At 54.1% G+C, this 25,951-nt stretch carries 24 protein-coding genes and 1 pseudogene; 18 read left to right on the top strand and 7 right to left on the bottom strand.

The genetic code is table 11. The features are described 5' to 3' along the window. The first annotated feature begins 22 nt into the window (after positions 1 to 22). Both nhaC and Dvar_RS14500 read left to right on the top strand, forming a co-directional pair. Positions 23 to 1,453 (top strand): Na+/H+ antiporter NhaC, encoded by a 1,431-nt coding sequence (gene nhaC, locus Dvar_RS14505; RefSeq protein ID WP_419662414.1) that lies wholly within the window; start codon positions 23 to 25, stop codon positions 1,451 to 1,453. 56 nt (positions 1,454 to 1,509) lie between these two features. Beyond that, positions 1,510 to 2,406, top strand: a complete 897-nt coding sequence (locus tag Dvar_RS14500) for a transporter substrate-binding domain-containing protein (protein WP_419662413.1) — start codon at positions 1,510 to 1,512, stop codon at positions 2,404 to 2,406. Here Dvar_RS14500 and Dvar_RS14495 read toward each other — a convergent pair. From Dvar_RS14495 to Dvar_RS14485, 3 genes are all read right to left on the bottom strand, one after another. Continuing rightward, the gene (locus Dvar_RS14495; RefSeq protein WP_419662412.1) at positions 2,375 to 2,662 is read right to left on the bottom strand and encodes a hypothetical protein; all 288 of its coding nucleotides are present in this window, start codon (positions 2,660 to 2,662) and stop codon (positions 2,375 to 2,377) included. The genes Dvar_RS14500 and Dvar_RS14495 overlap by 32 nt on opposite strands. Continuing rightward, positions 2,659 to 2,847 carry a hypothetical protein gene (locus Dvar_RS14490; RefSeq protein ID WP_419662384.1) on the bottom strand — a complete coding sequence of 63 codons (189 nt, stop codon included), beginning with the start codon at positions 2,845 to 2,847 and terminating at the stop codon, positions 2,659 to 2,661. Before Dvar_RS14490 ends, Dvar_RS14495 begins: the two co-directional genes overlap by 4 nt. Positions 2,848 to 2,908: 61 nt before the next feature. Further along, the gene (locus Dvar_RS14485; RefSeq protein ID WP_419662411.1) at positions 2,909 to 3,124 is read right to left on the bottom strand and encodes a hypothetical protein; all 216 of its coding nucleotides are present in this window, start codon (positions 3,122 to 3,124) and stop codon (positions 2,909 to 2,911) included. A gap of 277 nt (positions 3,125 to 3,401) precedes the next feature. On the opposite strand from Dvar_RS14485, the gene Dvar_RS14480 reads away from it, so the two are divergent. The 3 genes from Dvar_RS14480 to Dvar_RS14470 all read left to right on the top strand — a co-directional run bounded on the left by Dvar_RS14480 (position 3,402) and on the right by Dvar_RS14470 (position 4,828). Continuing rightward, entirely contained in the window at positions 3,402 to 3,572 is a 171-nt protein-coding gene (locus Dvar_RS14480) for a hypothetical protein (protein ID WP_419662410.1), read from the top strand. 79 nt (positions 3,573 to 3,651) lie between these two features. After that, positions 3,652 to 3,816: a heme-binding protein gene (locus Dvar_RS14475; RefSeq protein WP_419662409.1), complete on the top strand. Its 165-nt coding sequence runs from the start codon at positions 3,652 to 3,654 to the stop codon at positions 3,814 to 3,816. Between the two features lie 7 nt (positions 3,817 to 3,823). Then, entirely contained in the window at positions 3,824 to 4,828 is a 1,005-nt protein-coding gene (locus Dvar_RS14470; protein ID WP_419662408.1) for a metal-dependent hydrolase, read from the top strand. A gap of 86 nt (positions 4,829 to 4,914) precedes the next feature. Here the strand turns inward: Dvar_RS14470 and ppc are convergent, their stop codons facing one another. Next, entirely contained in the window at positions 4,915 to 7,692 is a 2,778-nt protein-coding gene (ppc, locus tag Dvar_RS14465; protein WP_419662407.1) for a phosphoenolpyruvate carboxylase, read from the bottom strand. A 340-nt stretch (positions 7,693 to 8,032) separates the two neighbouring features. Between ppc and Dvar_RS14460 the strand changes: the two are divergent. From Dvar_RS14460 to Dvar_RS14445, 4 genes and pseudogenes are all read left to right on the top strand, one after another. Next, positions 8,033 to 8,266, top strand: a pseudogene (locus tag Dvar_RS14460) (DUF1538 family protein); the annotation flags it as partial. A 54-nt stretch (positions 8,267 to 8,320) separates the two neighbouring features. Next, positions 8,321 to 8,590: a DUF1538 family protein gene (locus Dvar_RS14455; protein WP_419662406.1), complete on the top strand. Its 270-nt coding sequence runs from the start codon at positions 8,321 to 8,323 to the stop codon at positions 8,588 to 8,590. 146 nt (positions 8,591 to 8,736) lie between these two features. Further along, positions 8,737 to 9,060 (top strand): P-II family nitrogen regulator, encoded by a 324-nt coding sequence (locus tag Dvar_RS14450; protein ID WP_419662405.1) that lies wholly within the window; start codon positions 8,737 to 8,739, stop codon positions 9,058 to 9,060. A 48-nt stretch (positions 9,061 to 9,108) separates the two neighbouring features. Beyond that, positions 9,109 to 12,201, top strand: a complete 3,093-nt coding sequence (locus Dvar_RS14445; RefSeq protein ID WP_419662404.1) for a cache domain-containing protein — start codon at positions 9,109 to 9,111, stop codon at positions 12,199 to 12,201. 201 nt (positions 12,202 to 12,402) lie between these two features. On the opposite strand, the gene Dvar_RS14440 is transcribed toward Dvar_RS14445, so the two are convergent. After that, on the bottom strand, positions 12,403 to 12,567 hold the full coding sequence (locus Dvar_RS14440) for a hypothetical protein (RefSeq protein ID WP_419662403.1): 165 nt from the start codon (positions 12,565 to 12,567) through the stop codon (positions 12,403 to 12,405). 308 nt (positions 12,568 to 12,875) lie between these two features. Further along, entirely contained in the window at positions 12,876 to 13,007 is a 132-nt protein-coding gene (locus Dvar_RS14435) for a hypothetical protein (RefSeq protein WP_419662402.1), read from the bottom strand. A gap of 316 nt (positions 13,008 to 13,323) precedes the next feature. On the opposite strand from Dvar_RS14435, the gene Dvar_RS14430 reads away from it, so the two are divergent. From Dvar_RS14430 to Dvar_RS14390, 9 genes are all read left to right on the top strand, one after another. Next, a complete protein-coding gene (locus Dvar_RS14430) occupies positions 13,324 to 15,459 on the top strand; it encodes an ATP-binding protein (protein ID WP_419662401.1) in 2,136 nt (711 codons plus the stop codon). Beyond that, entirely contained in the window at positions 15,456 to 16,088 is a 633-nt protein-coding gene (locus Dvar_RS14425) for a response regulator (protein WP_419662400.1), read from the top strand. The genes Dvar_RS14430 and Dvar_RS14425 overlap by 4 nt, the downstream gene beginning before the upstream one ends. A gap of 174 nt (positions 16,089 to 16,262) precedes the next feature. Then, positions 16,263 to 16,628 (top strand): response regulator, encoded by a 366-nt coding sequence (locus Dvar_RS14420; RefSeq protein WP_419662399.1) that lies wholly within the window; start codon positions 16,263 to 16,265, stop codon positions 16,626 to 16,628. Between the two features lie 34 nt (positions 16,629 to 16,662). After that, positions 16,663 to 17,100, top strand: coding sequence for a universal stress protein (locus tag Dvar_RS14415; protein ID WP_419662398.1), 438 nt, complete (start codon positions 16,663 to 16,665; stop codon positions 17,098 to 17,100). Positions 17,101 to 17,111: 11 nt separating this feature from the next. Further along, a complete protein-coding gene (locus Dvar_RS14410; protein WP_419662397.1) occupies positions 17,112 to 17,492 on the top strand; it encodes a hypothetical protein in 381 nt (126 codons plus the stop codon). 87 nt (positions 17,493 to 17,579) lie between these two features. After that, the gene (locus Dvar_RS14405) at positions 17,580 to 20,093 is read left to right on the top strand and encodes a plasma-membrane proton-efflux P-type ATPase (protein ID WP_419662396.1); all 2,514 of its coding nucleotides are present in this window, start codon (positions 17,580 to 17,582) and stop codon (positions 20,091 to 20,093) included. 39 nt (positions 20,094 to 20,132) lie between these two features. After that, complete coding sequence (locus tag Dvar_RS14400) at positions 20,133 to 20,915, top strand: hypothetical protein (protein ID WP_419662395.1); 783 nt, start codon at positions 20,133 to 20,135, stop codon at positions 20,913 to 20,915. Then, entirely contained in the window at positions 20,899 to 21,363 is a 465-nt protein-coding gene (locus tag Dvar_RS14395; protein ID WP_419662394.1) for a DUF2231 domain-containing protein, read from the top strand. Before Dvar_RS14400 ends, Dvar_RS14395 begins: the two co-directional genes overlap by 17 nt. Positions 21,364 to 21,436: 73 nt before the next feature. Continuing rightward, positions 21,437 to 23,374 (top strand): Nramp family divalent metal transporter, encoded by a 1,938-nt coding sequence (locus tag Dvar_RS14390; protein WP_419662393.1) that lies wholly within the window; start codon positions 21,437 to 21,439, stop codon positions 23,372 to 23,374. Between the two features lie 96 nt (positions 23,375 to 23,470). On the opposite strand, the gene Dvar_RS14385 is transcribed toward Dvar_RS14390, so the two are convergent. Then, entirely contained in the window at positions 23,471 to 25,912 is a 2,442-nt protein-coding gene (locus Dvar_RS14385) for an SLC13 family permease (RefSeq protein ID WP_419662392.1), read from the bottom strand. Positions 25,913 to 25,951: the final 39 nt, after the last annotated feature.

The following is a 25,951-nucleotide window of genomic DNA, read 5'->3' as shown; positions in this document are numbered from 1 at the left end:
TCGGTATAAAGGGAGGAACACCATGGAAACCAAACGGCAAAAGCGCGATCCTTATCTCTGGGAGGCATTGCTTTCGATCCTGGGCTTGATTGTTTTTATCAGCCTGGCGATCCTGCGTTATGAAACCGACGCCCACGTTCCCATTCTGCTCGGCGTATTCGTGGCGGCCATTGTGGGCCTGCGGGCCGGCTTCAGCTGGAAAGAGGTCGAAACCGGCATGCTCGACGGCATCACCAATTCGCTCCAGGCCATCGTGATTCTGGTCATTATTGGCATTCTCATCGGCGTCTGGATTTTAACCGGAGTGGTGCCCACCTTGCTTTACTATGGCCTGAAAATCCTGCATCCGAAAATATTCCTGCCGGCGACGCTGATCATCTGTTCGATCACCTCCCTGGCCACCGGCTCCTCCTGGGGCACTTCGGGAACCATCGGCATCGCCTTGATCGGTATCGGCGATGGGCTGGGGTTTCCCTTACCGGTCGTGGCCGGTGCCGTGCTTTCCGGCGCCTATTTCGGAGACAAGATGTCCCCGCTGTCCGACACCACCAACATGTCGCCGGCCATGGTGGGTACCGATTTGTACACGCACATCAAGCATATGGTCTATACCACCGGTGTCAGCTACGGGCTGACCCTGGTCATCGAAATCGTGCTGGGCTTTTTCTACGGCGGCGGCAAGGCCAACCTGGAAAGCGTGAACCAGATCCTGGCCGGCATCGACGCCCAGTTCACCGTCAATCCGCTGTTGCTGATTCCCCCGATCCTTGTCATGGCGCTGGCCTTTCGGAAGATACCGGCGGTCCCGGGCATTGTGATCGGCATCCTGGCGGCCGGCATTCTGGGGGTGATCTTCCAGGGCAACACCTTTGGTGGCCTGCTGTCGGCAGCCTATGGCGGCTACACCAGCAACAGCGGTGTGGAGGCGGTGGACAACCTGCTGACCAAAGGCGGATTCGAATCCATGATGTATACCGTGTCGCTGGTGATCTGTGCCATGATGTTCGGAGGTATCATGGAAAAGACCAACCAGCTGCGGGTCGTCGTAACCGTTATCCTGAAAAAGGCGCAAACCAGCGGCTCCCTGATAACGGCGACCATCCTGACCGCCATCGGCTCCAACCTGATTCTTTGCGACCAGTACATGTCCATCGTGATGACCGGAAAAATGTACGCCCAATCGTATACCGACAAGGGCCTGCACCCCAAGAACCTGTCGCGGGCGGTCGAGGACAGTGCCACGGTAACGGCCAATCTGGTGCCGTGGAACTCGGGCGGGGCCTATCAGGCGGCCACTTTGGGGGTGCCCACCATCGCGTATCTGCCATTTAACTTTTTTTGTTGGATTACGCCGCTTGTGTCCATGCTTTACGGCTGGTTCAATATCACCATCGATCCTCTGGAGGAAGAAAATGAACTGACCGAAATGGCGGCTGAACAAGGCGCCGCCTAAACGGCGCGCCTGGATTGGCAGGCGTCACGAGGAAAAAGGATAAAGGAGATCAGGACATGGGTAAGCTTATTCGTTTGACAATACTGGCTGCACTCATCCTGTCCGGGATGTGGATTGGGCCGGGGAAAGGGCCGGCGTCGGCAGCCGATCTGGAATTCTCGGAAGGTTCAGCGCTGGCGGGGATTCTCCAACGCGGTGAACTGCGCATCGGCCTGGAGGTCGGGTACATGCCGTTTGAAATGATTGACCAACGCAGCGGACTGCGCCAGAAGGAGATTCGGCACGGCGGGTTCCGGCACAAAGGTCGCCAGCTCAGCCTGATGGGTTTCGATATCGATGTGGGCATTGAGATGGCCAAGGCGCTGGGCGTCAAGCCGGTGTTTGTCGACACCATTTGGCCCAGCATTATTCCAGCACTGAAATTGGATCGTTTTGATATCATTTTCGGCGGAATGTCCGTTACCGAGGAAAGAAAGCAGCAGGTCGATTTTGCCGACCCTTTCATGACCGTGGGGCAGACCGTGCTGCTGAATGCAAAGCACGAGAAGACCGTTCATTCCTACAAGGACCTGAATGATCCCAAATTTGTCGTGGTATCCAAACCCGGCACGACCGGTGAAGAGGCGGTGCAACGTATGATTCCCAGGGCCGCCTATGAGACTGCGGATACGGAAATCGAGGGCGCTATGCGGGTGTTGGAAGGCAGGGCGGACGCCTTTGTCTATGACTTTCCCTTCAATGCCGTGTTTCATGCTTTACATCCGTCGAATCAGCTGGTCTTTCTGGATGAACCCTTCACAGAAGAGCCCATCGCCTGGGCGATACGCAAAAACGACCCGGATTTCATGAAATTTCTAAATCAATTTTTGGCCCGGTTGAAAGCCGATGGCCGCTACGATCAAATTTATTTTAAATGGTTTCTCAGCTCGACGTGGCATCGATTCGTACGATAAACTCAAGGGGTGACTGCAGTACTGGAAAATGTTCAAACCACACCGCATAGATTCGCTGTACCTCACAATCGGGATACTCCAGCTCCTGGTTTTCGAGATAAGCGTCAATGTTGATCTTTCCGTCGAGCATGGGCTCGAAGCCTTTTTCGGGCGGCTCCTCGAGAAGGATCGTGTCGTGGACGGCCATCAGCCGCCGGGCCAGGGGGATGGTTTCCGGGCGGTGATTGGCCAAAACGAGAGATGCGGAAGCGGTCATGTTTCCGTATCGATGATGTTCAGCAGTCCGGCATAGCGGCCGACGACATCACCCTCAAAACAGTCCTCCAATTCGGCTTCACTGATTTTGCGCGCATCCCTGAGTTCATTCAGCGGGCAAACAAATTCATTACCGGCCATATCTTTCACCTTTACGTATACGTTTTCGTTGGTTTCAGTGTTCATGAGCATGGTCCTTTCTTGTAAACTTATGGGAAACCCAGCAGGGATTTGTCCTGGTTTTTAACTAGTCGGAATCTTTCTTCAGTATGAGTCGGCAGACTTTGCTTTCAGGTGCCGCAATAAATGTGAATGCAAGAATAAACAGGGGCACAGAAAAAATGAGCCCCACTACGGGAACGATCAGGAATCCTAAAAAAGCTAGCACCAGGGCCAGCGGTAAGATAACAAGGCCAATGAAGCGACTGGAATATTTTTCGGTTAAGCAGTTAATCTTATTCATGATAAACCTCCTTTTAGCAAGCTTGGTTTTATGGAATAAGAATCATGCTGTGTGCATACATCGAAGCTTTGCGGTAGCAGATCAAACCTCCGACTCGATTAAGATTCAGATCGCATCAAGGTCTCTAATGGGTAGGTTTACACCACCATCAAACGACTATTCTACTCATATTGCCGATCCCGTTACACGTACCAACGTTTAAACCAAACTGATCATTTAACGGTTGATTCTGAATAAGCGGTATATGCATTTAAATCAAAACTGGAGGAACAATATAATGAGTGATGACAATGTAAAAACGCTTTGCGCATTTATAGAAGAAGAACTTCAGGTTAAGGATCCTCAGGCATACATTACACTGATTAAACCGGCTACCCATTACTGCGAAGGTTGTGGACGCAGCGCCGTTAAAAAGGAAAATTTGTGTAAACCGCAAATTCTGCGGTAATTGCAATGAATGGTCGCCCCGTCTTCTGATGAATGAAGATGGGGTGCCTGTTCCCTTGTATAGCGTGGCATAAACCCACGTGGAAGGTGATTTCGAAGTGGTCGGAAGTGAAGGCTTTCGGCGTCTGGCAGATTACATTGCTGGAAATAGTCAAAAAAAACCCATTTCAATGACTGCACCCGTCAGCCAAAGGCCGGTATCCGATGAACCACCTGTGCATATTATCATCCTGAACAAGACTTAGGAATACGATGGACTCTTTGACCCAGCTGACTTTCGGAGCCGCTTGCGGCGAGGCCGTTCTTGGTAAAAAGGTCGGAAGAAAAGCCCTTTTGTGGGGTGCCGTTTTGGGGACGATACCTGATCTGGATGTTTTTATCCCCCTCGGCGGGCCGGTCAATGACTTTGTCTACCACCGGGGCTTCAGCCATTCTCTTTTTCTGTTGGCCCTCATGTCGCCCATAATTGCCTGGCTTATCACGAAGGTTCATTCCGAAACGAAGCGGTATTATCGTCGATGGGTTCTGTTGTGCTTCCTTGTGCTGGAGGCCAGTGTGCTTTTAGATTTGCTGACCATCTATGGGACGCAAATCTTCTGGCCTTTTGACACCACGCCGATGGCAATCCCGATTCTATTCATCATTGATCCTTTTTTCACTTTACCGATACTGATAGGCGTCCTGTCAGCATTATTGATAAAAAGAAACCGTTTCTTGGGCCATCGGATCAATACGATTGGACTGATTTTCAGTCTGGGCTATACCGTTTGGGCGTTTGGCGCCGGGGAATTTGTCGAGCGCAGGGTGACGGAAAAACTTGCGCGTCAGGGGGTATCCTATTCCCGGATCATCTCCTCTCCCGCACCGTTCACTACGTTGCTATGGCGGGTGGTGGGCATCGATAAAGACCAATATTTCGAAACCTATTTCTCACTATTCGATAAAGACACACCGTTGTTCGTCGATTTCTACCCCAGAAACCTGGCCCTGATGACAGGAATCGAAGAACACCCGCCGGTTGTCAAACTGAAATGGTTCACCAGGGGATATTATGCCTTTTCTACTGTGGACGAGAATGTCATCATGACCGATTTGCGCATGGGCTCGGAACCCGATTATGTTTTCCGATTCAAGGTTGCCAAGTTGAACAATTTACATCCCAACCCAATCGACGATCAAAGATTTAAAACCAGACAGGATTGGCGACGGCTGGCTTGGGTGTGGAAAAGAATCTGGAACGTGATGCCTGAACGCTGAAAAAACCCATTTTGAAATTCAGGTGAAATCTGAATTTTTGCATTTTCGCTATACCCATCCGAAGCTTGTGCAGCAAGGGCCATGCATCACCCTGTACTCTGCATGGCCGCTGCGATGCCGTTGATACTGAGAAACAGGGCTTGGCGCAGGGGGATCGACTGTTCTTCGGAGCCTGCGGCCCAGCGCTTGAGCAGTTCGACTTGGATAAGGTTGAGTACGTCGGTGTAGGGGTTGCGCAAAACAATGGATTGCTGAATGGCCGTGTGGTTGTCCAGCAGCCTCTCCTGGCCGGTAATCTTCAACACGGCTGATCGGATCTTTTCAAACTCCGCGGCGATGATGTCGTGGAAACGATCCCGGGAGAGGCCGTTATAGGCCTGGGCGATCTCCATGCGCGTGCGGGCCAGTTCCAGCTGCACGTTTTCTATCACCGTGCGGAAGAATGGCCAGCGTTGCCACATCGCTTGCAATTGCTCCAACGTCTTTGGATCATTTTTTATTTCTTCTTCAATGGCCGTGCCGGCGCCATACCAGCCCGGCAGGTTGTAGCGGGTCTGGGTCCAGGAGAAGACCCAGGGAATGGCCCGCAGGTCGTCGAACTGCAACTCGCCGGCCGAGACTCTGGAGACCGGTCGAGAGGCGATGGGCAAGTTGCCGATGTGCTCGATGGGCGTGGACTGCTTGTACCACGGCCAAAACGCTGGATCGTCGATGAGCTTGCGGTAGGCCTGCATCGACCGGGTGGCGATGCGCTCCATAAGGGCCTGCATGGGCGGACTGCATCCCACGTCGCATTCTTTGTCATGGGCGGTCAACAGCACGGCATTGACGATCTGCTCCAGGTGCCGACGGGCGATAGAAGACCGGGCATAGCGAAAGGAGATCACTTCGCCCTGTTCGGTAAACCGCATGCGGCCACTGCGGCTCTGGGCGGGGATGGCGAAAATGGCCTGATTGGCGCGGCCACCGCCGCGTCCCACACTGCCTCCCCGGCCATGGAAGAAGCGCATCCGGATGTTGTTTTGCAGGCTGACTTCCGACAGATCTTCCTGGCTTTTGTGCAGTGCCCAGTTGGCCATCCAGAAGCCGCCGTCTTTGTTACTGTCCGAGTACCCCAGCATGATCTCCTGGAAATCGTCGCGCGCTTTGAGATGACGCCGGTAGCATGCATTTTTATATAGGGCCTCCATCAGCGATGCAGCCCCTTCCAGATCTTCGATGGTTTCAAAGAGAGGCACCACATCCAGCGGTGTGGTGACGACATCGTTCTTCATGCGCCACAGCCCGACCTCTTTGGCCAGTAGCAGCACTTCCAGCAAGTCACTCACCGAATGGGTCATGCTGACGATGTAAGCACCGATGGCCTGCTCATCCTTGTGCATCACACGTCTCATCAACTTGAACACATCCAGCAGTTCGATGGTTAGATCCGATAAGTCTTCCCGAACCCCACAAAGCGGTCTCGGATTGGCCAGCTCTTTTTCTATGAGAGAGACTTTTTCCAGCTCCCGAAGGGCCGCGTAGTTTTCGCTGACACCGGATCGCTTTAAAAGCTCCGCGATCGCGGCCTCATTTACCTGGCTGTGCTGCCGAATGTCCAGCGCGGCCAAATGAAAACCGAACGACCGGCTGCGCAGGATCAGATGGGTAAGGCGCTTGCAGGCGGAAAGGGCTCCAAGACCGCAGTCGGTCAGGCTGTTTTTCAGAAGGGTCAAATCGTCCTGAAATTGGGATATACTATACATGCCTTTGGCCGGATCCGCCTGGAATTGTTTGAGGCGTTCCAGCATATAGGCGATTTTAAGCCGAAAGGGCTCGAAACGGTACCGATGCCGTTCGTCCGGATGCAGCGCGATCATCTCGGCCTCGCGCTGAATATCTTTCATCAGGTCATGGGGCACAGCCACCCGCTGTGATGAGATACTCAACTCCTGCCATAATGCTTCGATGGATTTCCGGTAGCTGTTCAGCGCTGCATTTCGGTGGGCCTCCAGCGTTTGGTTCGTGATATCGTGGGTCACAAAGGGGTTGCCGTCCCGGTCGCCGCCGATCCAGGAGCGAAAGCGCAAGAAAGGCGGGGAATCGTTGATGTTGAAATAGGTGCTCAGCGCCTCGCTCAGATCATCGATGATGCGTGGCAGGGTCTCCCAAATGGCATGGGTCTGATAGTAGATGCCGTTATTCACCTCATCCTGCACACGCAGACGATCCGGACGTACGTCGTCCGTCGCCAATAGCAAGGCCACTTCATGGGCGATTTGGTCGATGGTGCGAACCTTGGCTCGCTGGGAAAGCAAACGATCCTGGGGCAGACGCGACAGCAGCTCGGCAATGCGGTTTTGCTTGAACAAAATGGTCCCGCGGCGAACCTCGGTGGGGTGTGCGGTAAGGGTCGGTTCGATGTCCAGTTCGTCGACAAGGAGTTGCATCTCCTCGTCGGATATCCCCTTCTGCTTGAGGCGATGGATTGCTTCGAGAATCGATCCCTTGCGCGGGCATTCCGGCGTCTCCTTTCGCGCCGCCAGGCGATTGATGCGGATGATCTCCTGCCGTTCGGCTTCGTTGACCAAGTGGAAAAAGGCGGTAAAGGCGCGACAGATCCAAACCAGCTGATCCAGTTCCAGGGCCTCGATGCGCGTCTGCAGATCGATGTGGGACCACCACTGATTTGAGTGGTTAGCGGCCTCGCAAAGATCCATCAGATCCTCGATCAATCGCGCGGTTTCGGTACCGGCCTGTTGACCGACCACCTGCCGAACGAGACGGCCGATGAGATCGATCTTGGTTTGCAGGGGTTCTGTAATTCCCCGCGTGCGTTTCATGCTACCAGCGGTCTCTTTGTCCGTCATGCTTTTGATTCCCATGATTGATGATCCTATGCTGCCGAACATATCTCATATTTCCAGATTTTTGGATCCGTGGCAAGGGCACAAGAATCGGCTGGGGTCATTTTTATAGAATCGCCAGCATGCATAGGCCTTTCAGTCCGATTCAGTTTGAATTGAATACCGTTTCCCGGCATCTTGTATTTTCCTACCAAACTGTTATGCTCAAATTTCACAATGAACGCTTATGTCGATTCCTGCTTACTCGGTCCGTTTAAGCGCCTATGTTTACGGCCGCCGCCTCAGCGCCGGCATTGGAATCCGATGCACCAACACAAGGGCGTAGTATCAACATGCCGATGTCCGTTTAGGGGGTTACGGCCTAGTGATGCTGATGACCCTGTTCGCCCCGAAAGAGATCATCGGGCTGGCCTACGATCTCGGTGGGGTGACGACCTCGACGGTGACCGTGCCCCTTGTGACCGCTTTGGGCGTGGGACTCGCCCGCACCATACGGGGTCGGGACCCGTTGACGGACGGATTCGGCCTCATCGCCTTGGCGTCGCTCACGCCGATGATTTTTGTCATGGTTTATGGCCTGGTCATGCACTGATGGAATGGATCGAAGGCGGTCCCCGGATGAAGGCGCAAAAAGCGTCATTCGGAAATGCCACCCGTCACATCGGGAGATGACAACACCATGGAAATGCTTTTCAATCCGGTTCGACTGCTTCTTGCCACCGCCAAAGACGTGGTCACGGTGCTGGCGCTCCTGGTCTTTTTTCAGATAGTCGTGCTTCGCCAGCCAATCCCCCGGCCCAGACGCATTGTTTTCGGTTTTTTTATAGTTCTCGTTGGAATGGCTTGTTTTCTGGGCGGCCTCGATCTGGCGCTTTTCCCCGTCGGACGAAGCATGGCCAAGTTGCCCAGTGGATGATCCGCAGGAAAGGCTGATTGGAATGACGCCGCATGATGGCGGCCTGAGGAAAGCGAAATGCCAAAAGCAACCGGTCGGCAACGCCCGGTGGAAATGCACCCTTATCGGGGCGTCTTGCAGCCATCGATTCACACAGGAGGAAACACGTGGCGTTTAAATGTATCGTAGCCATGGTCAAACCGGATCTCACCGACAAGGTCGTCGACTCGGCGAAGGGAGCCGGCGCAACGGGGGCCACCGTCATCGACGCGGCAGGTACCGGTGCTCGGGAAGCCAAGACGTTTTTTGGATTGAGTCTCGACATTCGCACTGAGGTGGTGCTGTTTCTCGTCAGTGATAGTGGGGTTGCACCGGTGCTGTCGGCCATTCACAAAGCCGGTCGATTTCACGAACCCGGTACGGGGATTGCTTTTGTGCTCGGCGTAGAATCGGCCATTGGCATCGAAAGCCAGATGACCAATGAGCAATAGGCGGACTCCCCCCTGGGGAGCATTATTATCCTGAAAAGAATATATAATATGCGATTACGCACCAAATTGCTCTTGGCTTATTTGGGCCTATCCATCGTCCTTTTTACTTGTGGGGGGGTGATTGCCTTCCAACTGGTCAAACGTGCCGTCAAATCCAATATTGAAAGTAATCTCAGCAATGGAACCTACGCCATCATCAACCTTGTAAAAACCGCTGCCCAGGGTTCGATAAAAAATTATCTTCGCGCAGTGGCAGAGAAAAACCTGGAAATTGCCAGAGCCATTTACCAACAGCACCTTGATGGTGAATACACTGAAGCGGAATCCAAAAAGAGAATTCACGATATTTTGTTGGATCAAACGATTGGCGATACAGGATACATTTATTGCATCAACAGTCAAGCCATCGCAACGGTGCATCCCGACCCTCTCGTGGAAGGTAAAAATTGGTCACAATTTCCATTCATACACAAACAAATTGAGCTGAAAACCGGTTATATCGAATACCAGTGGAAGAACCCCGGCGAAGTTGCAGAGCGCCCCAAAGCCCTCTACATGACGTATTTCGAGCCATTCGACTGGATTATCTCTGTCTCCACCTATCGTGATGAATTCAAAAACCTGCTTCCCATGGAAGAAATCCGCCAAAGTGTCCAGGCACTGAAATTTGGTGATTCCGGGTATGTATTTTTGGCCGACAGCAGGGGTAATATCCTCATTCATCCTGAGCTGGAAGGGCAAAATCTCTTCAATTTGGGCCAAAAGGATACCCAGTTTTTTGACACGATGACTCAGGAAGGATTCGGGAGAGTCATCTATTGGTGGCAAAACCCGGGCGAAGTGAAATCCCGTGAAAAAGTGTCTTTATTCGGACATATACCGGAATTCAATTGGATTGTGGGGTCGACCGGATATGTGGATGAAATTTATACGTTTATCGATTCTGCGCAAAAAAACGCAATATACTTCATCGGTGCAGCCTTGTTTTTGAGCACCATTTTGACCGTGCTGATCAGCAACTCCATTACCCGACGGTTGAACCACCTGATGGCCGTTATTACGCAAGGCGATAAAGGGGATCTTGCCGTGCGGGCCATTCCCGGATCTGGCGATGAGATCGGCGAGCTGGCCCGGCTTTACAACTCCTTCTTGGAAAGGCTTCAGTCATATCATGAAAAACTCGATGCCGAGATCGAGGAACATCGAACAACCGCCGAGTCCCTTCAAAAAAGCGAAGCGTTATTCGAGGCCGTCTTTAACCAGACATTCCAATTTATTGGCATCCTCAATCCGGATGGTACGACTCGCAAGGTCAACCAGACGGCCCTTGATTTTGCAAATAAGAACGAGGAGGACCTGATTGGCCAAAGCTTCTGGAAAGGACCGTTCTGGAATCATTCCGAGGCCTTACAAAATAAGTTGAAAAAGTCCGTTGAAAAAGCTGCCAATGCTCAGTTCACAAGAATGGAGGTTACCCATGAAAGTGCTGACGGCCAGGTCCATTTCATTGATTTCTCATTGAAGCCGCTGATCGACGATACCGGTAATGTCGATTTGATTATCGCGGAAGGTCGCGATATCACCGAACGTAAGCGGGCCGAGAAGGAGATCCAAAAGAGCGAGGAAAGACTCAAACTGGCCCTCGATTCTGTCAGCGATGCGGTCTGGGACTGGCGGATTGACACGGGAGAGATCTATTTCAGTTCACGCTGGTTCACCATGCTCGGATATGAGCCATACGAGCTGCCTCAAGAATTCGAAACGTGGAAAAGCCTTTTGCATCCTGAAGACCGGGCAAGCGCCGAACAGTGTGTACTTCGGCATGCCGAGTCAGGAAAACCATTTGAGATGGAATTTCGTATGCAAACCAAGGACAACCAGTGGAGATGGATCCTCGCTCGTGGCAAAACGGTCGAGCAGGATGCTGATGGCAAATCGTCACGAATGCTTGGCACCCATATGGATATTACCGAGCGAAAAATGATGGAAGAGCGAATGCAGCAAGCTCAAAAAATGGAAGCCATCGGAACGCTGGCGGGGGGTATTGCTCATGATTTCAATAACATTCTTGGTGGAATCTTTGGTTATGCCCAGCTTGCACAATTAAGTTCAAAGGACAATCCGAAGGCTAGCGATTATATCGATCAGCTCTGCGTTGCCAGTAATCGTGCAAAAGGACTGGTAAAGCAGATACTGGCTTTCAGCCGTCAAAGCAAATCCGAGAAAGTTCCCACGGATATCGGACTGGTAACGAAAGAGGCGTTAACATTACTGAGAGCATCCATCCCGACAACCATTGAAATCGAACAGAATGTTAGAACCGGTATGGGCGCCGTCGCCGCGAATCCGAACCAAATTCATCAAATCGTAATGAACCTGGCTACGAACGCATTCCAAGCGATCGGTTCAAAAAGTGGGAAAATCGTTATTGATCTGGGAGAAACCGAAATCGCACCCGATGATGCTTTTTACCCGAACGTTAAACCCGGCGCGTATTTAAAACTTGTCGTTGCGGATACGGGAACGGGAATGAATGCGACCACCCTGAATCGAATTTTCGAACCGTATTTCACAACCAAAGAACAAGGAGAAGGCACCGGATTGGGGCTCGCGGTGGTGCATGGTATTGTTAGAGATCATGGGGGAGATATCCAAGTCTACAGTGAGATCGGCGTGGGCACAACCTTCGAAGTGCTTTTGCCGCTAATGCGAGCAGAAGACAAGAAAACGATCGAGACATCCACCCCACTTGAAACCGGCCATGAAACCATACTGTTGGTGGATGATGAAAAGGTCCTTATCGATATCGGAAAAGCGATGCTGGAACAGCTGGGATACACCGTTGAAACCCGGGCCAACCCTCAAGATGCGTTAAACGCTTTCAAAGCACAGACGGAAAAATATGATTTGGTGATCTCCGATATGACCATGCCGCATATGACAGGAGATACTTTAGCAAGAGAAATAAAAAAACTTCGTTCGGATATTCCGATTATTTTGAGTACCGGATTTAGTGAAAAACTGATTTCCGAAGATCTTTCCGAGGCAGGTATCAGCCATGTATTGATGAAACCAATCGCTTTGAAGGATTTGGCCAAAACAGTCAGAAGTGCGCTGGATCGTGGAAACCCCAAAAAATAGAGGATGTGTTCAGATCGGATATGGCGCTTTAGTAACTCCCAACGTTGCAAAAGCCGGAGCGATTCAGAGCCAAGGTGCCAAGGGTGCCGCCGTCGTGATCGACTGCAACGATGGGGTAACCATAGTCAGATTCAACAAAGGCGCGCATCAAGATGAAATGCTGAGCACGCCTTCGTTGTTATCCGGCAGGTTGGGCCAACCTTAGGTGCTCTTTTTGGACATCTCCTTGCCGCAGCACATAAGAGGAACATTACAGGCGTCCGCTGATCCGGGTTTACAGCCGCAGGCTTTTTTTACCTCCAATTCCAAACCGCAGGAATTACAAACATACAGATCGCCTTCTTTCATGTCACAACAATTAGCCATGGGGATACCTCCTTGTCTGTGTTGCTCTGGGCAATTGATTGCTCGATACAGCGCTTTTCATTTCTTTTAACGGTTTTCGCAAATTATGCAGATGCCGTCAATACGGACATCTAATTTTCTGCTGAGATCGCAGTAGACAATTCGGACTGGACCGTTTTGCCGTCTCTTGTTTGACAAGGTTCGATAGAACACGCTACCCTTTAATCAGCCAAAAAATTGTTTTTTTCTTAATGGCCGTGCGCTTGCTCTGGCGTCTCGCAAATCCTCGACCAACGTTTCTGGGTACCCACCTGGTGTTGCGCTACGTTTCAGAGGTTATGCATGTCTGCCTCTATGTCCTCCTGCTGATCCAGCCGCTGGCTGGTATCCTCATGTCTCAAGCCTACGGTTATCCCGTTGTCGTATTCGGCTGGATCGAAATGCCGACACTCATCTGGCACAGTCCATCCTTTGGCGGGATTTTTAGACAGTGGCCGCCCGACCGCCGACACCTTCCAGTGGTGTATCCCAACGCCCCAAACACCGCTGCCCATTCTCATCGTTAATGAATGGATGATGACGTCATATCCATTCGGATATGGAATTGTGGGTAAAGATCAATAGCAGGAATAAGATACCAATCCAGGAAAGCATAATCGAAAAGCCGCTTCGATAGGCGGCTGCGCATCGTATAGACACACGCCATTTAAAAAATTGCCGGTCCACATGTTGTCCAACACCAAACCCACGGCCGGCTGCGAGATCATGGAGCCTGTCATGACTCCCATGTTGACGACCCCGGCAACCGTTCCGCGAAAAAAAATTACCGTCCCTGCTATCCGACTGATCCATGTTGCCAGCTTGCTTTTATCAACGCCGCTTACTGATGCAATTACCCTTATTTATCCTCGTGTTTCCGGTAATGAGTATGTGGCAGTAGATAAAAATGCTCATTACAAGGAGTACCCTGCCGACGGCCCATGGCGTCGACGAGGGCTATGGCCTGACATCAAGATAGAGCAGTTGCAACAGGGGTTGGTTTGGCTGTATAAAAAGAAACGAAATCGAAACAGGATCGCCTGCCCGCCGCCACAGTCACAAAACAGGGATGTCATGAAACAATTTGCCGGTGTCAGTCTGAAAACACGATTATACCCGCTGGTCTTATTAGCCTTCATCCCGGTGACGATGATCATTTTCTATGTTACTGAAGAGCAGAAAGCAATTGAAAAAGACGCCATCCTGCATAAAACCAAGCTGATGGCTCAGATGGCGGCCGAGACGGAAAACCTGAAAATTCAGGCTACCCGCGATTTGACGGCTGCCGTGGCCGAGACTTTTACCGCCGTGAATGGGGAAGCCGAACGACTCGCGCCATTTCTATCCCACCTGAAGAATTCTGCCGACGGGTACAAGGCCTTCGGCATTGTCAACTCTGCCGGCAGCCTGATTGCCGGAAGTCACCCCGACCGGATGGAGAGCGATTATGCAGGCCGAAAATGGCTTTCTTCGAGCCTCAATCGACAGGGTTTGGTGATGGGGTCCTACAGCGGCGAACGCATCGATGGCGAGCCGGTGATTTATTTTGCACGGTCTATTTTTAGCAGCAGCGGGGATGCCATGGCCGTGGTTTTTGCCGCCTTGGACCTGAACTGGATGAATCGCGGTTTTCTCGATCAACTGGACGAACTGCCGGCAGGTTTTCGGCTGATCCTTGCCAACGAAAATCAGGTCATGTTGCGTGATGAAGTGGACAAATCCCGCTGGGCCGCTTCCCAACCGATCGATCCGGCATTGCAAAAGCGGATCGAGAGTCAACCATCGGGAGTGCTCACCGCCGACGATAAGAACAAAAAGACGTGGATTTATGCCTTCGCCCGGTTGGAGAGCACCTTTCAACAGGGCCGGGTCTATGTCGTCCTGAAGATTCCCCAGTCGGTGGCTCTGGCGACATCCAATCGCATCTTTGTCCGCAATCTGATTCTGCTGATTGTTTCGGCGCTCATGGCCGTTATGGCCATCTGGTGGACCGCCGAAAAATTCATCCTTCGCCGGATCGGTGCCATCGTCCATGCCAGCCGCCAACTGACGGCCGGTGACTTTCGAGCGCACATTGGCCGGATCGGCATGCGCGACGAAATCAATCATCTTGCCGGGGTATTCGACGAAATGGCCCAGACCTTACAGATGCGAATCGAACGCGAGGAACAGGCCAAGGCTTCCTTAAAGCAGTCCCGCGAGCAACTTCGCCGATTGAGCGCCTACCAGAACGATGTGCGTGAACAGGATCGCATCCGCATCGCCCGCGAGATCCACGACCAGTTGGGGCAGTCGTTGACCATCTTGAAAATGGATCTTGCCTGGATGAGAAAACATCTGCCGACGGTCGACACCTCCGTGGAGGAAAAACTGGCAGCCATGTTTCAGGCGATTGGTGAAGCCATGGAAACCCTGCACGCTGTCACCGCCGAATTGCGACCGGGGATTCTGGACGATTTTGGATTGGCCGCAGCTATCGAATGGCAGGCCGACACGTTCCGTAATCGCACTGGAATCAAATGCCGATTGGTTAACGACGGCTACGAACCGGAACTGACCAAAAACCAGGCCACGGCCCTGTTTCGAATCTTCCAGGAACTGTTGACCAATATCATCCGTCATGCCGAGGCCAAGGACGTGATCGTTCGCCTGGAAAAGCAGGACGGTGAACTTCGATTACAGGTTGAGGACAACGGCCGCGGCATCACCGAGGATGAGATCAATTCACCGCACGCTTTCGGGCTGCTCGGCATCCGCGAGCGCCTCTATCCTATGGGCGGACAGGTTGTTTTCAAGGGACGGGCCGGACAGGGAACCCGCGTCACCATCCATCTTCCCATGGAAAAAATCGATCAAAAAGGAGTCACTTCATGATCAACGTCGTTATTGCCGATGACCACCCGATCGTACGCGCCGGATTGAAACAGATCATCACCGAAGAGGCCGACATCTCCGTTGTCGGCGAGGCGTCCAACGGCATCGAACTGCTGAATCTGGTTCGTCATCATGATTATGACGTCGTCCTGCTGGACCTGTCGATGCCCGGGATGGACGGGCTGGACGTGCTCAAACAGCTGAAGATCGAAAAACCCCACCTGCCGGTGGTTATCCTCACCATCCACCCGGAATCCCAGTACGCCCTGAGAATCATCAAGGCCGGTGCGTCCGGCTATCTGACCAAGGCAAGCGCCGACGAGGAGTTGATCCGAGCCATCCGCAAAGTGCACCGCGGCGGCAAGTACATCAATCCATCCCTTGCAGAAAAGATCGCCTTCGCCCTGGACGAAGACGCCAGCAGGCTACCCCATGAAACCCTATCCGACCGCGAATACCAGGTGCTGTGCCTGATCGGCTCCGGAAAAACCGTCTCCCAGGTCGCCGAGTCCCTGGCCTTGAGCGTCAAGACCGTTTCCACCTACCGTGCCCGCATCCTCGAGAAAATGCACATGCAAAACAATGCCGAGCTGATTTACTACGCCGTTCAGAACGGCCTGGTGGAATAAGGCCGGCGTAAACCGCAGCTATCCTTTTTCATCCTTTTCCCGCAAGCATCCGGTTGTCGGACAAACACCGACACCTTCTCCCGCCCCACGCCTACATCAAGATCAGATGATCGCCGATTTCCGTGCAGACCTATTGTTTTTATTATTGGCGTAACGAGAACAAGGAGCAAGCCAATGAAACAGGTACTGATTGTCGACGACTCTTCCACGATGCGAAAACGGATTGCCGCACTTTTACATGAATCCCCACTGATTCGCGTCGTCGGAGAGGCCGGAAGCGGTCGCGAGGCCATCGAGACGGTCGAGCAAACCCGACCCGATACGGTCATTCTCGATATCCATTTGCCCGATCAAAGCGGGATTACGTTGCTCAAACGGTTCAAGGCGGCTTACCCGGAAATGAAAGTCATCATGATGACCACCCTCGATGATCCGCGTTACCGGAAGGCATGCCTGAACCTGGGTGCGGATCATTTTTTGAGCAAGGCCATGGAATTCGAACGTATCGTCGACACGGTTGCCGAAAACACGGCGCACTGAAAAACACTGTGTGCCACAACTAAAGGAGGTTCCCATGGAAACATTCAATAACATTCTTGTCGTCAGCCGTTCTACCAAAAATTGTGTCAAGGTGCTGCGCACCGGAGTTGCCCTGGCCAGAAAATTCGGGGCGCAACTGCATGTCCTGCACATCATCCACGATCCCTTCAACGTCAACGGATGGAATCTTCCGGTGCCCTCCCTGGACGAGGAGTACAAGGCCATGATTGCCAAGGCGCGCGAGAAACTGGATCGGATCATCCGTATCGAAAAAGCCGAAGGCATGTTGATCAACGAATGGGTCAAGGATGGCGATCCGGTGAAAGCCATTTCCCAGGCGGTAGAGAAGGAAGGTGTCGATCTTATCCTGATGCTGGCCCACCGGGAGGGGCGTCTGGAACACTTTCTCTTCGGCAAGACCAACGATGCCATTATTCGCCGGCTGCCGGCAAGCCTGATGCTGGTTCGTTAAGGAGACCTGTCATGACCGTAATTAAAAAACTTCTTGGGGAAACGGATGAGAACGCTACCTGCTCCCAACATAAAGGGGATTCGGATGCCATCATCATCAACGAGGCACAGTTGATCCTGGCGGAAAAACGAACCTCTCTGGCGGCCATGCGTACCGGCATCGCCGTGTTTGCCCTGCCGCTGTCGGTGCTTGGCTTGCTGATTGCCACATCGCGCTACTACGATGTGCTGCACGTCCTGCCGCTGATCGTCCCTTTGGGCATCATGCTGACCGCCCTGATTGTTCTGGGCAGCTACCTGATCATTCGGGCGCTGCGCAACATTCACCACTATGATCGGCTGATTGTTCAATTGAAAAATTGCCACAGCAAACTGTCGCAATTTATCGATTAAGTGCGGACGGCAGGAGTCAGGCGGCGTTTTTGTTCGGTCGTCGGCGCTACGGTCAACGCAAGAAGTGAAATGGAAAGGAACATGATCATGGATGTGAACCCAATATCGATCAAAGACGCCCAAAAGACGCCCATCGAGAAACTGATGCAGCAATTGGATACCTCCGACCAGGGCCTGTCCGCCGATGAGGCCCGCCGGCGCATGGCGCAGTTCGGTACCAACGAAATCAGCGAGAAGTCAACCAGTGCACTGGTCAAATTCCTCGGCTTTTTCTGGGGACCGATTCCCTGGATGATCGAAGCGGCGGCGATCCTTTCGTTGGTTGTCCACCATTGGGTCGATTTCGGCATCATCGTCACCCTTCTGGCTTTCAATGCCGCGGTCGGTTTCTGGCAGGAGCACCAGGCCGGTAATGCCGTCGCCGCTCTCAAAAACAAACTGGCGCTGAAAAGCCGCGTGCGACGGGACGGCGCCTGGAAGCCAACCGATGCGCGCGAGTTGGTTCCCGGCGATATCATCCGCTTGCGGGCCGGCGACATCATTCCGGCCGATGCCAAGCTCATTGACGGCGATTACCTGAGCGTGGATCAGTCCGCACTCACCGGCGAATCCCTGCCCGCCGGGAAAGAGAAGGGAGACAGCGTCTACTCGGGGTCCATCGCCAGGCAGGGTGAGATGGTGGCCCTGGTGGTCACGACCGGCGCCCAGACCTATTTCGGGCGTACGGCCAAATTGGTGGCCGGGGCCGGCAAACCGTCCCATTTCCAGAAAGCCGTTCTGCAGATCGGTGACTACTTGATTTATCTCAGTCTCGGGCTGGTGGCGGTTTTGGTACTCGTGCAATTGTTTCGCGGTTCCAGCTTCACCGAACTGCTTCAGTTCGCGCTGATTCTAACCGTCGCATCGATCCCGGTGGCCATGCCGGCCGTGCTTTCCGTAACCATGGCGGTCGGGGCCATGGCGCTGTCCAAAATGAAGGCCATCGTATCCCGCCTCGAATCCGTTGAGGAGATGGCGGGAATGGACGTGCTGTGTTCGGACAAAACCGGGACACTCACGCAGAACCGGCTCACCGTCGGCGATGTGATGACCTTCGATACGGCAGAAGCGGAAACCGTGCTGATGACCGCGGCCCTGGCATCCAAGGCCGAAAACGACGACAGTATCGATTCGGCTGTAATCGGCACCCTGGAAAACCCCGGTGCGCTGGACAGTTACGACCTTCTTTCGTTTATGCCCTTCGACCCGGTGGGCAAACGCACCGAAGCGACGGTTCGCGCCAGAGGCGGCCACCGATTCAAGGCAGCCAAGGGCGCCCCCCAGGTGATCATGGACATGGCCGGACTCGATTCGCAGCGCCGTCGAAAAGTGCAGGCAGTCATCGACGACCTGGCCGCAAAGGGGCAGCGTACGCTCGGTGTGGCCCGCACCCGTGAGCCTGATGGCCCGTGGAAGTTTCTGGGCATTCTGCCGCTGTTCGATCCGCCGCGGGAGGATTCGGCGGAAACCATTGCCCAGGCGAAAGCGCACGGCATAGCGGTCAAGATGGTGACTGGAGACAACCTGGCCATTGCCCGAGAAATGGCCGGCAAATTGGGATTGGGGCAGGCCATCCAAGATGCCGATCGCCTGTTGGGCGAAGACCGTTCGGCGGACGGGAACCTGACCGCACGAATCGAAGCGGCGGACGGCTTCGCCCAGGTGTTCCCCGAACACAAGCACGGCATCGTCAAGGCGCTCCAGGACAAGGGCCATATCGTTGGAATGACCGGTGACGGTGTCAACGATGCGCCGGCCCTCAAACAGGCCGATGTGGGCGTCGCCGTCAGCGGGGCCACCGATGCCGCCAGAGCGGCGGCGGATCTGGTTCTGACCGCACCGGGCCTCTCGGTGCTGGTGCGTGCCGTAGAGGAGGCGCGCCGCATCTTCGAACGCATGAACAGCTATGCCGTTTACCGCATTACCGAGACCATCCGGATCATGATTTTTGTCGTCCTGGCGATGATTGTCTTCAACTTCTATCCGATCACGGCCATCATGATCATCCTGCTGGCGTTTCTCAACGATGTCCCGATCATGACCATCGCCTATGATCGCACCGGCCTGGACCCCGGGCCCGTTCGCTGGGACATGCACCGCATCATTGCCGTATCGGCGGTCATGGGACTGACCGGTGTGGCCGGCAGCTTCCTGATGCTTTACATCGCTCTCGACGTGCTGCATCTGACCATTCCGCAGGTCCAGACCTACATATTCCTGAAAATGGCCGTTTCCGGACATCTGACGCTTTTCGTGGCCCGCAGCAAAGGCTTCTTTTTGAAAAAACCATATCCGGCGCCGGTAATGGTCTGGTCGGCACTGGCCACCAAACTGATCGGCACCCTTCTGGCAGCCTATGGCTTCGGTTTGATCGCACCCATCCACTGGCGTGAGATTTCTCTGATCTGGGGCTATTCGATCGTCTGGGCATTTTTGACCGATTGGGCAAAAACCTTGGTATACCGGCACTTCAACCTGCGCAGTCGGCACCACGAACAGTTTCTGAAAACGGTCCACCATCACCTGACGCCGCATTCGATGCATGGCGGCGCGCATTTCTAAACAGCAAATTCGTCAATTATAGAAAAGGCAGGCAGCCATATGGAAAGCGTCTGGAAACCCAACTATCTTATCGGCTTTTACTTCTCGATCCTGCTGGTTCTGCTGTTGTGTGTGAGCACCACGCCATTGTTGATCCGGCACGGAATTGCGATCACCGACCGGTTCATGATCGAAGAAGACGTTCTCGAAACAGTCATGATTCTTGTCCTGTTCGGCATTTCATTCCTGGTCATGATTCGTATGATGAATCGCCTTAATTCATACGAGCAGGCGGCAGAACGGGCAGCATTCGAAAAATCGAGGCTGATCTCACGGCTGGCGGACGCCTTCCGGTACATCGGCAGAGTTAACGTGGAGATCCAGGAAATCGAGTCGGCGCTTTGCGGTGTCGCTTTCTATCCACAATGCAAAAAAGAATTCCGGGCACTGGTCGACAAACTGGCCCTGAAGGCGATGACCATTGCCGAGGCTCCCTGGCTGCTTGTTCGTATGATCGACCGCAACAGTGGACAGACCATCAACGAACATGCCGTTCAGCATCCCGGGACCGCGCTTCCCTCGATCACCATGGGCAACCGGGCAATTCTGGATGGCGCCCGGATCGACGGGCTGCAGACCATCGGGCCTCGACAGCAGAATCTCGACCTGCTGACCGTGATGGTTTTTCCGGCCGCTATCCTTTCAAAAGAGAAAAATATTCTTCTCTCTGCGATCCTGAACCAGATCGAAATGCTCTTCATTCTCTACCGCGCCGGCTGTATCAAACCAAAGCAAAGTGGCAGAGATAGCAAAAAGGAGGTCGTCCATGATACCGATTACTGAAATTCATCCCATGCTGGTGCATTTTCCCATTGTCCTGTGGATCGGTGCAGAATTTCTCTCCGTTGGAATCCTGCTGCGCGGCGGTGATCTGAGCGTTCGGCAGGCTTGGCCGGTGGTTGCGTTTTGCAGCCTCCTGGCAGGCACCGCGTTTGCCGTCGTAGCCGCAGTCTTCGGCGACATCGCGTTGGACCATGCCGTTGCAGCCGGTTTCGACGCAGGACCGTTGGAGATCCATGAAACCGTTGCCATCATCACTTTATGCATTTTCGGTCTGCATGCTTTGTTGCGATGGCTGGCATACCGGTTCGGGTATTCCCTTTCTGGCAAACGAGGCTGGCTGGCTGAAATTCCGGGCCTGCTCGGTATCATCGGCCTTTTCGTGACGGCCTATCTTGGCGGTGAACTGGTTTACCAACTGGGTGTCAATGTGGCGACTACGGTCCATTGATTGCCCACCGCCAACTCTCTCGAAATTGAATGCCCATGAGAAATAGATAAAACGGAAACAGGAGACTGCTCTCATGCGCGAACTATCGCATTCCGAACGACCGGCGGCAGACCGCTTCGATAAAAAGATTGATGTAAAAAAACGGGGCGGTCTGCACCGGTTGATCGCCTTCGTCGGGCCGGCCTATCTTGTCAGCGTGGGTTATATGGATCCGGGAAACTGGGCCACGGACATCGAAGGCGGTGCCCGTTTTGGTTATATGTTGATCTGGGTTTTGCTGATGTCCAACATCATGGCCGTGGTTTTACAGACATTGAGCGCGCGGCTGGGCATTGTCACCGGCCTGGATCTGGCCCAGGGCTGTCGGAGGGAGTACTCAAAAGGGACCAATCTCTTCTTATGGGGGCTTGCCGAAATTGCCATTGCGGCTACCGATCTGGCGGAGATTCTCGGTACCATCGTCGGGTTGAATCTGCTTTTCGGTCTGCCCCTGCTCTGGGGCTGCGCGGTGACAGCCATGGACACCTTTTTGCTTTTGGCATTGCAGCGCCTGGGGATGCGCAAGATGGAGGCCTTTATCGTCATGCTGGTGGCCACCATCGGGTCCTGCTTTTTCATCGAAGTCTACCTGGCCAAACCGGATTGGGGCGGTATCGCCGCAGGATTCATTCCACACATGGATTCTTCGGCGCTCTATGTCGCCATTGGCATGATCGGCGCCACGGTCATGCCGCACAATCTCTACCTGCACTCATCGTTGGTCCAGTCACGGGCCGTATCCGACACCGTCACGGCCAAAAAGGAAGCCTGCCGTTTCAATCTGGTCGATTCCACGGTGGCGCTCAACGCGGCCTTTCTGGTGAACGCTGCGATCCTGATCATGGCGGCGGCGGACTTTCACAGCCGGGGGATCCTGGTCACGGAGATTCAGCAGGCGCACGGATTGCTCAGTGGCGTCCTGGGCTCCCGGCTGGCCCCCATCGCCTTTGCAGTGGCCCTGCTGGCGGCAGGGCAGAGTTCAACGATCACCGGCACCCTCTCGGGCCAGATTGTCATGGAAGGGTTTCTCAACCTGCGCATGCAGCCCTGGCTGAGACGCCTGGTGACCCGCAGCCTGGCCCTGGTGCCGGCCACAATCGTCGTCGCCCTGGCCGGCGACCACGGTTTATACCGGCTTCTGATTCTATCCCAGGTCGTGCTCAGCCTGCAACTGCCCTTCGCTATCATCCCACTGATCCATTTCACTTCCGATCCGGGCAAGATGGGTGGCTTCGCCAATCGTCCCTGGCTCCAGACAGTGGCCTGGGCCATTGCAGCAGTCATTGTCGCCCTGAACCTGAAATTGGTTTTCGATTCCATTGCCGAGTGGGGCGGCCAACTCCCGCTATGGCAGAATATCTCTTTAATGATTCCTATCATCGGGGTTCTGGGGGTTCTCGTCATCATCACCGCAAAGCCCTTTTTTCGGCCCGGCCGCCGATGGGAGAGCGCGATCACGACCGACGCGGGTCGGGTGGCGGGGACCATTGCACCGCCTCGCATACGGCATATCGGTGTGGCCTTGCAGCATGCGCCCGGCGATGGGCAGATTCTTTCTTCGGCCGTAGCCGAAGCGCGCGGGCACCGGGCGAAAGTCACCCTGCTGCATGTGGTCGATACGCCCGGCACGCTCATGCTGGGGAAAGACAGCTGGAGCCTGCATAGCGCGGAAGACGAACTTTATCTCACCCATCTGACCCGTGAGATCGAAGAAGCGGATCTTCCGGTGGAATTTCTGCTGCTCCACGGAAAGCCGGCCGAGGCCATCGTCGATGCCGTCAAGACTGTTGGCATCGATATGCTGGTGATGGGCTCGCACGGCCATCGTGGAATGGACGACCTGGTCTTCGGCCAGACCGTCTCGGCCGTGCGCCACGCCGTAGAGATTCCGGTGCTGGTGGTGCGAAGCTACGGCCGGGAACGTGCCCAGCGGAACAACCATGCCGCCGAACTGAAATTCGAACCCGAATGAACAAGATGGAAAAGGCCAGAAATGTGCGCTTTAAGAAAATAACGAGGAGCGATGGATGTGGCTATCCGTCGGCGAAAATCCATGTTCGGCGCTGAACTACAGGTAAAAGAGGTACGTCATTGCCACCAGGATGACGATGTAAATAACCGCCAGCCCACCGCCGATCCTGATGTAGTCCCGAGTCCTGTATTCACCGGGCCCCATGTAAAGCGCATTTACCTGATGGGTCGGCAGGATGAAGGAGTTGGACACCCCGAGCCCTACGACAATGGCGGCCACCCGCGGATCGACGCCGATCTGGCTGGCGATGGAGATGCCCAGCGGGATCAGCAGCGTTAAGGCGCCGACATTGGAGATGACCATGGTGAATCCGCAGCTCAGGGCGGCCAGAAGAATCAACAGCAAAAGCGGGTTCATCAGGGGGCCGAGACCGGCGACGATGCCTCCGGCGATCCACTGGGCCGTTCCGGTCTGGTTCATGGCCATTCCCAGCGGGATAAGCCCCCCCAGAAGGAAAACCGTCCGCCAATCGACCGCCCGATATGCTTCATTGATCGATATGACACGGGTGAGCACCATACTTACAGCGCCCAGCATGAGACAAACCGACAGGGGAATCGGATTGTAGGGCCGACTTTGAAAATAGAAGCTCGACAGAATCATCAGGCCCAGCGTTACCATGAAGCAGATCAATGCCCAGGCGGCTTTTTCGGGCTTGTGAAATTCCTTTTCAAACGGCGTGATGATGATCAGGTTCCGGTGAAGGTCTTCCAGGGCATGCAACTGCTCCCAGGTGCCGTGCAACAGCACCGCATCGCCGGCTTGAAGCGGCCGGTCGGCCAATTGCCGATAATAGGCTTTGTCGGATTGATGGATGGCCAGGGCATTCAGCCCGAAGGTCTCGCGAAAGCGGATTTCCTTGATGGTTCGACCGATAAGTCCGGACCGGGGCGATACCACACCTTCGACAATTCCCGCCAACGAGGGATTGAACATATCGTTTTTGAAAAATTCCGGTTCCGCTTTCAGATCCAGTCCGTATGCGCTCACGAATCTTTCAACGGCTTTGACCGGGCCGTAGACACACAGGAAATGACCCGGTTGCACAGTCATGTCGGGAAGCGGAGCAACCTTGCAGGTGCCATCGATTTCAGCCGAAGCCACGATATTGACAAGAAACCGTCTGCGTATCTGCATTATGGTAAGTGGAAGCCGGGCTGGACGGAAATTCTCGGGAACATGAATCTCAAAGGGTCCCTTGATCAGGGGGTAGGCGTCGAGGATGCCTTCACGGGCAGGGTCGACGGGTTGGTTTGGATCAGAAGCGGGTTTCTCCTGTCGTCCGGCAAGTATGCCCAATCCTACCGTCGAAAGATAGGCAACCCCGCCGACCACCAATGCGAGGCCGATGGGCGTCAGTTCCAGAAATGCAAACTTGGGCATCCCGGAGGGAAGAATGTCGTTAAGGAGGATCAGGGGACTGGTGCCGATCATGGTCAGGGTGCCGCCAAGGATGGCCGCCATGCCGATGGGCATGAGCACCCGGGAAATGGGCATTTTCAGCCGGTAGGAGGCAACCAGGCGGATGGCGGGCAGGAAGAGCACGGCGGCGCCGGTATTTTGCATGACGCTGGAGATGACGGCAATCAGGCCCGAGAAAATGACCGTCAGCCGTCGTGAACTCCTGCCGACGTGCTTCAATAGCGGTTGAATCATGCGATTGACCAGCCCGGCCCGGTTCAACCCGTAGCTGATGATCATCACGCCGATGATCGCCACCACGGCGTTGCTGCTGAGACCTTTGAACGTGTCCCGGGCGTTTAAAAGCCCCAACTCGGGAAGCAGCACCATCATCGCAATGGCAACCACGTCCACACGTACCCACTCAACGATAAAGAGAAAAACGGCGACCGCGATGATCGTTAGCATCAGGACTTTGGTCTTGAGATGGGTGTCGATTTCGAAAGGCAGGTGGTAGACGCCCATATCCTGGATCTTGAGGCCTTTTGCATCGACCAGCTCACCATAGATGTCCATCCAGAAAGAGTGGCTGCCAGCACTGGTTCGCGGATTGACGATGTAATCCACTTTTGCGGTCAAGGGCTGTGAATCGGATCCGGAAGGGCGTTCGAATTTCACCAGAATATGGCGATAAGGCCGGTCCGGGTGGATCCTGTCGATAAATGCGATGCCGCTGGCTTCCGGAGCGGCGATATAGATGACCAGTGGAACCGCCGCTTCCCGGTCCCATTGCACCGGTTTGCCAACGGTGTTATCAGGCGCCGTCAGCCGTGTTTCCAGTTCGAAGCTGCCCGATTCCCCGGCAATCAGGGTTTTAAGGGGCTGTTTGATCCGTACGTCAATATATTTCGGAGAGCGGGAAGATCCGGTGCGCGCCGGTGCGAAACCCGCTTGCGGCGGTTGGGGCGATGGGGATGGTGCCCCCCATGCGTTGTGAGGAGAAAAAGGGAAACTCAGGATAACGGCCGCCGAAATTGCCAGGCACGTAATCCATAAAAACCAGTTTGAAATACGCATAAAAAAATCTACCATAAAACCGTTAAAAGTCAAATTTTT

The sequence above is a fragment of the Desulfosarcina variabilis str. Montpellier genome (genome assembly GCF_048565275.1).
GTDB lineage: Bacteria > Desulfobacterota > Desulfobacteria > Desulfobacterales > Desulfosarcinaceae > Desulfosarcina > Desulfosarcina variabilis.
Note: the sequence above shows the minus strand (reverse complement) of the source record. Positions and strands in the feature narration are given on the sequence as shown.

Bases quoted from the DNA above. Each gene is read 5' to 3' on its own strand.
- Dvar_RS14495 (WP_419662412.1), bottom strand. From the start codon at position 2,662: ATGACCGCTTCCGCATCTCTCGTTTTGGCCAATCACCGCCCGGAAACC.
- Dvar_RS14430 (WP_419662401.1), top strand. From the start codon at position 13,324: ATGACTCCCATGTTGACGACCCCGGCAACCGTTCCGCGAAAAAAAATT.
- Dvar_RS14470 (WP_419662408.1), top strand. From the start codon at position 3,824: ATGGACTCTTTGACCCAGCTGACTTTCGGAGCCGCTTGCGGCGAGGCC.
- Dvar_RS14440 (WP_419662403.1), bottom strand. From the start codon at position 12,567: ATGGCTAATTGTTGTGACATGAAAGAAGGCGATCTGTATGTTTGTAAT.
- Dvar_RS14385 (WP_419662392.1), bottom strand. From the start codon at position 25,912: ATGCGTATTTCAAACTGGTTTTTATGGATTACGTGCCTGGCAATTTCG.
- Dvar_RS14490 (WP_419662384.1), bottom strand. From the start codon at position 2,847: ATGAACACTGAAACCAACGAAAACGTATACGTAAAGGTGAAAGATATG.
- Dvar_RS14390 (WP_419662393.1), top strand. From the start codon at position 21,437: ATGCGCGAACTATCGCATTCCGAACGACCGGCGGCAGACCGCTTCGAT.
- Dvar_RS14480 (WP_419662410.1), top strand. From the start codon at position 3,402: ATGAGTGATGACAATGTAAAAACGCTTTGCGCATTTATAGAAGAAGAA.
- Dvar_RS14500 (WP_419662413.1), top strand. From the start codon at position 1,510: ATGGGTAAGCTTATTCGTTTGACAATACTGGCTGCACTCATCCTGTCC.
- Dvar_RS14395 (WP_419662394.1), top strand. From the start codon at position 20,899: ATGATACCGATTACTGAAATTCATCCCATGCTGGTGCATTTTCCCATT.
- Dvar_RS14415 (WP_419662398.1), top strand. From the start codon at position 16,663: ATGGAAACATTCAATAACATTCTTGTCGTCAGCCGTTCTACCAAAAAT.
- Dvar_RS14410 (WP_419662397.1), top strand. From the start codon at position 17,112: ATGACCGTAATTAAAAAACTTCTTGGGGAAACGGATGAGAACGCTACC.
- Dvar_RS14400 (WP_419662395.1), top strand. From the start codon at position 20,133: ATGGAAAGCGTCTGGAAACCCAACTATCTTATCGGCTTTTACTTCTCG.
- Dvar_RS14425 (WP_419662400.1), top strand. From the start codon at position 15,456: ATGATCAACGTCGTTATTGCCGATGACCACCCGATCGTACGCGCCGGA.
- nhaC (WP_419662414.1), top strand. From the start codon at position 23: ATGGAAACCAAACGGCAAAAGCGCGATCCTTATCTCTGGGAGGCATTG.
- Dvar_RS14420 (WP_419662399.1), top strand. From the start codon at position 16,263: ATGAAACAGGTACTGATTGTCGACGACTCTTCCACGATGCGAAAACGG.
- ppc (WP_419662407.1), bottom strand. From the start codon at position 7,692: ATGGGAATCAAAAGCATGACGGACAAAGAGACCGCTGGTAGCATGAAA.
- Dvar_RS14445 (WP_419662404.1), top strand. From the start codon at position 9,109: ATGCGATTACGCACCAAATTGCTCTTGGCTTATTTGGGCCTATCCATC.
- Dvar_RS14455 (WP_419662406.1), top strand. From the start codon at position 8,321: ATGCCACCCGTCACATCGGGAGATGACAACACCATGGAAATGCTTTTC.
- Dvar_RS14485 (WP_419662411.1), bottom strand. From the start codon at position 3,124: ATGAATAAGATTAACTGCTTAACCGAAAAATATTCCAGTCGCTTCATT.
- Dvar_RS14405 (WP_419662396.1), top strand. From the start codon at position 17,580: ATGGATGTGAACCCAATATCGATCAAAGACGCCCAAAAGACGCCCATC.